This is a genomic window from Variovorax robiniae, from assembly GCF_037889955.1.
In the GTDB taxonomy this organism is placed as follows: domain Bacteria; phylum Pseudomonadota; class Gammaproteobacteria; order Burkholderiales; family Burkholderiaceae_C; genus Variovorax; species Variovorax robiniae.
The window spans coordinates 1-7,481 of sequence record NZ_JBBKZS010000058.1 but is presented as its reverse complement, the minus strand read 5'-3'; the positions used below and the strand labels follow the sequence as shown (position 1 = coordinate 7,481).

Genomic DNA, 7,481 nt, shown 5'->3' with positions numbered 1-7,481 from the left:
CTACGAGAAACTCGAGCGCAGCTTTGTCGCCCTCAACCACCTTGCCGCTGCCATCATTGCCTTCCGCAAGGTACCTGCCGACGTCAACATAATTTACGGATAAGTTCTTAGAGACGCGTTGGAGTCGCCCGCTGCGTGACCCGATGCCGTTCCTTGTGGCGCAGGCGACAGAGACACCATTTATCAGCGAAAGTCGCGCTGAGTTTGTGCGTGCTGTGTCTGCCCAGCACTCAAGTTCCAATGGCATGACGGCACTGTTAGGCGCATCCGTCGAGTTGGTGGACTATCAGTTCGATGTCGTCAGGCGTGTGCTCACCGATCCAATCCAGCGGTTCCTTCTCGCAGACGAGGTCGGACTGGGGAAGACCATCGAAGCCGGAGTCATCATCCGCCAATGCGTGCTGGATGACCCCAGTGCGGTCGTCGTGGTAGTCACGCCGGCGGCCCTGGTCTCGCAGTGGCGCCAAGAACTCGTGCGCCGTTTCGCCATGAAGTCGCTGCTCGATGACTTTGTGTTTGTCGTGGCGCACGACGATACCCGTCTGTTAGCGAGTCTTTTGCCTAAAGCCGAAATGCTGGTCGTGGACGAGGCGCACCATTTGTCACGCGAGGTTGAAGGGGCGTCCAGCGACTTGTATTGCCTACTGCAAGTTCACGCGCGTCGCGTTCCTCGATTGCTCTTGCTTTCCGCGACCCCCGTGCTCAGCGATAGCGCCGGATTCTTGCGCGTAATGCACCTGCTGGACCCAGTGGTTTTTCCACTGGATGATCTTGCCGGATTCAAACGGCGCCTTGAATCGCGTCAACTGATCGCCGAACTGGTCGCCACGTTGGTGCCGGACAACCTCTACTCGCTCCCCGAAGAGTTGGACCGGTTAGCCGCTGCGTTCGGCGATGACGCGCTCCTGATGACGCGCATCGCGGAACTTCGCGAGGTGCTCGAGTCGTTTCCGGACGAAGACGACGAGACCTTTAAAGCCTCGCTGGATTCTCTGCGGACCCACTTGTCTGAAACCTACCGACTGCATCGCCGTGTCCTTCGCAATCGTCGGGCGGCCGTCCCTTGGGCCACCATGCAACGAAAGGGCCTCGAAAGGGTGAACTTCGACGGCCCTCGTACGGTGGCATTGTGTGATGCGATCGAGCAACTGCGCCTGAGGGTCTTTGGGGACGTCGAAGAGTCGCACGCTGCGCGCAGGGCCATGTTGGAGTGGGCCGTGCAACCGCGTGCGCATGTGCGGGTGTTGGACCTTATGCGGCGACTGGGCGTTTCCGACGTCGGATCGCTTCGCCTGGCCACGCAAATCGACGACGCGGCCGTGGCTGTCCGAGAGGATTCGGCGCGCATTGATGCCCTGACGTCCACTTTGAAAGGACTGCTGGAGCAACCCGCTGTCCAGGTGGTCGTGTTTTGTGATGCCGAGGCAGATGCGGACCAGGTTTTTGAGGCCCTCCAACCCGTCTTCGATTCCCGGGTCGTGCGCCATACCCTGGCGCTCGACCCTATTGATGAAGACGAGGACGATGCCGATTTGCCCCCCGCCTGGCAAACCTTCATGTCCGATCCTCTCGCATGCCGCATCTTGGTCTGCGACGCAGGTGCAGAAGAGGGGGTCAACCTCCACGGCGGTGAGAAGATTGCCGTGCATTTCGACATGCCCTTGTCGGCGAACCGGATCGAACAGCGGTTAGGCCGGCTGGACCGATTCGGCCAAGGCAAGAAAGTCCGCTCGGTAGTCTTGGTTGATCAGGGCAATCCTAATGAAGCAGGCTGGTTTGAATTGCTGAGCAGTGGTTGGGGTGTTTTTGAACGCTCCGTCGCCAGTTTGCAATACCTTATCGAGGAGAAGACGCAGGCCTTGATTGACGAGTGGGCGGAGCATGGGCCCGCGGCCTTTGCGTCGTCCCGCGAGCAACTGGCAGGCCCAACCGGACTCGTGGCGCTGGAACTTAGACGCATCAATCAGCAGGATGCGCTGGATGCGCTCTCGGGTGCTGACCCCGATGCCATGAACCCGATGGACGAATGCGACAGTGACTGGCGAACTTGGCGCGCAGCCTTCCGGGCGATGGCCGTGGACGCCTTGCGCTTTGTCTGGCGCCCGGAGACGACCCGCAGCAATGGCGATGAAATTTTCCGCATCGGCTATGCGTACCGAGGACAACAGAATACGTTGCTGCCCGTGGGCCGTTTCCTCAACACCTTCCTCGAGGCGGTGGACGTTGAGGCACCTGCAAGCAGCGCGCAATTCCCCTTGACCTACCGCTATGTCTTCCAGCGCAGCAGCGCCAGGTCGGCGGATTGCCTGGCCAAGGAAACGCGCTTGCTGCGGGTTGGTGATCCGATGGTTTCTGCCCTGGAGCACTTCTGCCTGTTGGACGACCGTGGTCGCGCTTTTGGCCTCTGGCGCGTGCGTCCGCAACATACGGTCAATGACCCGAGTGGGACTGACTTGTATCTCCGGTTCGACTTTGTCGTTGAACCTGAAACCCCGACGCCCGCCGAAGGTTTGGCCACGCGCCAGATTCGGGCCCAGGCGCTGGCCCGGCAGGCCGGCGCGAGCCTCCCTTCGCTTTACTTCACCGTGTGGACATCGGGGAGCGGCGAAATCCTTGAGAATCCGCCAGCAGTGGTCTTGGAAGACTACAAGGCCGGACGGGGCCGCCCGGCCACCGGGCCCGATTTCAACTTGAACCCGGAGCGCTGGCGAGCACTGCAACATGCGGCAAAGCTGACCTGGCTCCAGGAGTGGGACCTCTTGTGCAAGCATGCGCGAACGAAGGCGGAGCGCTCGGTGCGCCAGTCGGAGCGAATGCGCGAACATGTCGAGCGTGCCGTGAGCGCAACTCAGAGGCAGCACCTCCTGCGCACCACCCAAGGCCAGGCCCGCATCGCGCGCCTGGAGGGCGAGCAAGCCATCCATGAGAAACAGGACCTTGCCGACGACGAAGACTTCTATCGCTCACTGCGGGAGGTGCTGCAGCAACCGTTGCTGCGCCTGGACAGCGTAGGCGCCGTCTTTGTTTCGCAGGACGCGCCTTTCAACCGATGACCGAGGCTAAACAGGAGGCCGACGTGATGGATCAACCGCTGCGCCAGGACCGTCACTGGATGGATGTCCCGGCCGAAGGCGCCAGCGAACTGCAATTGCGCCTCAAGGCCGTGTGGGATGCGATGCAGAGCGGGCCAAAGGGCGCACGCCATGTCGACCTTTTCGCTCTCGTGCGGCATTGGGGATTGTGGCGTTCCGCCTTGGGTGACGACCGATGGTGGCCCATGCCATTCGTCGCACCCTGGCCGGATGCAGAGGCCTGGAGGGAAGCAGGATTCGATGCCTACGAGTCTGCGATGGCCCTGGAAGTGCGAGCACAACCAGTCCTATTGCCTTGGCTGGGCGCTCAGGCGGACCTCTTGTCGGATGCCTTCAAGGGCCTGCCTTCGCGCAGGGACCTGACTGTCCGGGCCGACCCAGTGGTGCAGCGCCGCCTCGGCGTGACCAGTTACACCGGCATGGGCCAGCGCGAAGCGCTCCGTGCCCTGATCCAATTGCCGGCCGATGTGGCCCTCATCGCCAATTTGCCAACAGGCAGCGGCAAATCCTTGCTGGCACAGATGCCGCCACTTTTGGAAGGTGCCGGCCACGTCTCGCTGGTGATCGTGCCAACGGTGGCCCTGGCCATCGATCAAGCCAGGCGCATGGCAGAGTTGTTGCAAAGATTGGATGGCAGTTGGCAGCCGACGCCCTTGGCCTACCACGGAGGTCTAAAGCGTGAGGAGAGAGCAAAGGTCCACCGTGCGATCCGTGACGGAACGCAGCGCGCGCTCTTCACTTCTCCTGAAAGTGCGACAGGCGTACTGCGCGACTCGCTGGAGTTCGCAGCGAAGGCCGGACGCCTCACCCACGTGATCGTGGACGAAGCCCATTTGGTCGCCACATGGGGGCAAGGCTTTCGACCGGAATTCCAATTGCTGCCTGCACTCGTTCGGCATCTGCGCGATCTGAGTCGCGGGGCGGGTCGCAGCATCCGATTGGTTCTGGCCTCCGGTACGTTGTCGCCCCCGACTGTCAGCACCTTGCAGAAGCTATTTGGACCGGCCTCTAACACGCAGGTGGTTTCGGCGGTGCACTTGCGGCCAGAACCGCGCTATGCAATCCACCATTGCGCACACGAGACCGAGCGCAGACAACTCGTCGTTGAGGTCCTGAAAAGGGCGCCGCGGCCGTTTATCTTGTACGTGACCCGTCCCGACATTGCCAGCGAGTTTGAGGACCTGCTGCGCGACAACGGATTTGGGCGCATCGAGCGTTTCACAGGAGACACAGGTCCGTCCGAGCGCGAATACCTGCTCAAGGAATGGGCGCACAACCGCATCGACGGGATGGTGGCCACCTCGGCCTTTGGGTTAGGCGTGGACAAGGCCGATGTTCGTACGATCGTGCATGCCACCCTGCCGGAGTCCTTGGATCGCTTCTACCAGGAGGTCGGCCGTAGCGGCCGCGATGGCCGGGCTTCTGCCAGTCTGCTACTTTTCACGAACGCAGACATCAAAGCGGCCACCGAGATGGCTGGAAACTCACTGATCAGCAACGACTTGGCCTTCGAGCGATGGGAGAACATGATTGCCCATCCGGTCAGTCAGGATCTCGAGAGGAGCCTAGTGTGGGTTGATCTGCGTCGCAAGCGCGCGGAGATTTCTGTCGATTCGCCGACCAATCGAGACTGGAACTTGCGCACGCTGAACCTCATGACATCGGCTGGGTTGCTCGAATTGGAGGGCTTAAGGTCGAAACCACCGGAGGTCCTAGAAGACCTAGCGGACGTGGAGACGGTCGCCGAACCTCTTTACGCAGCGGTTGGGATCCGGGACCTGCGTCATCGGCAGCGTACTCACTTTGACACTCGCATGGATGCAGCACGCAAGGTTTCATTCCGGGCATCCGACCTCGGCGTCTCGACCATGGTTCGCGTAGCAAGGGGCCAAGAGGAGATCTCAAAGGCCCTGAGCAAGCTCTACACGCTCAACCAGACCAATGCCTTTGCGCCAGTTTCTTCGTGTTGCGGCGGATGTGCCGAGCATTGGCCGGTTCGCGCAGATAGCACCTATTACTCACCGCCCCAGGTCTACCGCATTGATCGCTTTGACCCTCGGCCGGTAAGTCGACGCCCTTTCAACATCGACGGCATCGGCGGCGGGCGGACGCATCTGCTGACCCATCGCCACGCTCATGCCCGAGCACCGGGCTATGTCGCGCTGGTCTCCGCGCTCATCAGTCAACTCAACCCCCACACGGTGATCGCCGCTAAGGCTGGCGACTGGTTCGACGTCGCGATGGAACGTGTGCATGCACTGAACATGGCGACTTTCGTGGACATCCTGGACGAACGTCGCGCGAGTTCTCTCGACGGCGGCCAAGGTGAGGTGCGCATTGTGATGTGGCCTTCCCGCCCCATCACCCTGAAAGAGCGGGATGCGTTGTTGCACTCGCCAAGCGCGTTGACCGTGCTGCTGATTCCAGCGGATCTGTCCGATCCCAGTCGCCCCGATCGCGCGTGGGCCGGAGTCATGCCTCATATCCGTGAAGCGCAAGTTCTAGAGGAATTCAACCGATGACGGTTCTGAACCTGACCAGTGACGGGTTGCCTGGCATTCTGATGGTGCTGCACCACACGGTGTTGGCAACCTCCAAGCCTGTCCCGCGCACGGCTCTGTTGGAGGCAGTCGCTCCAACGGCAGCCCTCCAGGAATCCGACCCGGGCAGGATGGCGCGTGTCACCTTGAATCGCTGGATCGAATTGGGCCTGTTCCAGGAAAAGGACGGCGAGATCACGGCCAGCGCGCGTCCCCCTAGGAAGCTCAGCGGGCCCGCGCTCACCGCGTTCACTCGCCGCGAAGTGTGCCGCCTGTCCATGTCGGGAGACAACACCCCCGACCTCTGGGCCATTGGCAGCGCGAAATCAGCCGACCTGACCCGGGGCTTGGCGTGGATGCTGGCGCAGAATGCCTTCGAGACCCGTCTGAGCGAACTCGAAGCGCTGGAAGCGCAGCAAGTCTCCAATGAGGCACTGCGTCTGCTGCAAAACGACACCCGCCAGAATGGGCTTCGACATTGGGCCGACTTCCTGGGCTTCAGTCGAGGTCTGGGCGGCGACATCGATCCCACCGTAGCTGTTCGCGATGCGATCCCGGAGATTCTTTCTCCGGGGCAAGACATGCAGGCGGTTGACTTTGTCGACCGACTCGCGGAAGTGCTGCCGGTAATCGATCGTGGACGCTGGCAAAAGGCTGTGCTTCAGGAAGTTAACGCCGACGCACTCGCGCCCCTGGCACCGGGGCAGTTATCCACCGCCATATCACGTGCATTGCTGGGCTTGCGCGCGGGAGGCGAACTCCTGCTGCAGAACCGGGCGGACGTCGGGGCATCCATTTCCTTGACCGGTTTCAGCGGGCCGCGACCTGACCTGACTTTCCAATGGATCACTCGACCGTAGTGGGGCCGAATCATGAGTGAACTCATCAGTTACTGGCCCAGCGCCGATCATGTGCGGGAGTGCCTTCGCACCGAAGCCGAAACCATTGACGACGCGTTGCTCCTGGCGGTCCATGAGCCCGTATCGTTGCGCAAACGTGCGGCCCATACGGGTTTGGAGACCGAGGCCAACGAGCGGGACTTGCTCGACGCATTGATGCGCCCGTCCGACGACGGCAGTGCGGTACTGGTTGCCATCACCGGTGCGTCAGGCGTGGGCAAGTCACACATGGTGAAGTGGTTGGGGGCGCAGTTGCTGCGACATCCGCAACGCGATCGGCTGGTGATCGTAACCATTCCCAAGACCGCCAGTCTTCGCCAGGTGGTCGAGCGCATGCTGGAGCCATTGGGCGGCGAGGCCTATGCCACGATCAAGCGGGATCTCAATCGCGCCGTCGACGCCATGGAGGAGAATCGGGCCGCGGAGTTGCTTGCGGCCACGCTGGGCGAAGAGTTGGAGTCTTATGCGCGCAATCTCCAGGAGGCCGTGCAAGCCAATCGTGTTGCACGGGATCAGGTCGCGCGCATCAACGTTGCCCGAAAGGTCCGTACGATCGTGCGTGACGCGCAGGTGCGCGACAGTTGGCTTCAGACTGTCCTGATCCGGATCATCCGTTCGAGCCTGGAGGGCACCGGTGATCCCGATGATCGACGCTTCCATGCGGGAGACCTCGAACCGCCATCGGACGCCCCCATCAACGATTTTCCCCAAGAAACCAACGGCGCGCTGAACCTCTTGGCCCGCAACGACGGTGCCGACCGAGGACGCGCCGCCGAAATCCTTCAGGAAGTTCTCGATCCAGCACTGCGCAGCGTTTTCGGGTTCACCGAGACCTTCAGGTGTTGGCGCCGGCCGAAAATTGACCCACCTGTGAGGGTTGTGCCGGTTCAAATTTGACCCGGGTGTTCAGCCTACCCTGCTGCTTTTTTAAGCGGCGGGGGTATGAGGAT

The 7,481-nt window shown here is 61.6% G+C and carries 3 protein-coding genes and 2 pseudogenes; all 5 read left to right on the top strand.

Annotated features, from left to right (window positions below):
• Positions 1 to 103, top strand: a pseudogene (locus tag WKW79_RS36450) (IS5/IS1182 family transposase); the annotation flags it as partial.
• A gap of 16 nt (positions 104 to 119) precedes the next feature.
• Positions 120 to 3,053 (top strand): annotated as a pseudogene (gene dpdE, locus WKW79_RS36445) (protein DpdE); the annotation flags it as partial.
• Between the two features lie 26 nt (positions 3,054 to 3,079).
• Complete coding sequence (dpdF, locus tag WKW79_RS36440; RefSeq protein WP_340340104.1) at positions 3,080 to 5,614, top strand: protein DpdF; 2,535 nt, start codon at positions 3,080 to 3,082, stop codon at positions 5,612 to 5,614.
• Entirely contained in the window at positions 5,611 to 6,492 is an 882-nt protein-coding gene (gene dpdG, locus WKW79_RS36435; RefSeq protein ID WP_340340103.1) for a protein DpdG, read from the top strand. The genes dpdF and dpdG overlap by 4 nt, the downstream gene beginning before the upstream one ends.
• 12 nt (positions 6,493 to 6,504) lie before the next feature.
• Positions 6,505 to 7,428 (top strand): AAA family ATPase, encoded by a 924-nt coding sequence (locus tag WKW79_RS36430; protein WP_340340102.1) that lies wholly within the window; start codon positions 6,505 to 6,507, stop codon positions 7,426 to 7,428.
• Positions 7,429 to 7,481 lie beyond the last annotated feature (53 nt).

Bases quoted from the DNA above. Each gene is read 5' to 3' on its own strand.
- dpdF (WP_340340104.1), top strand. From the start codon at position 3,080: ATGGATCAACCGCTGCGCCAGGACCGTCACTGGATGGATGTCCCGGCC.
- WKW79_RS36430 (WP_340340102.1), top strand. From the start codon at position 6,505: ATGAGTGAACTCATCAGTTACTGGCCCAGCGCCGATCATGTGCGGGAG.
- dpdG (WP_340340103.1), top strand. From the start codon at position 5,611: ATGACGGTTCTGAACCTGACCAGTGACGGGTTGCCTGGCATTCTGATG.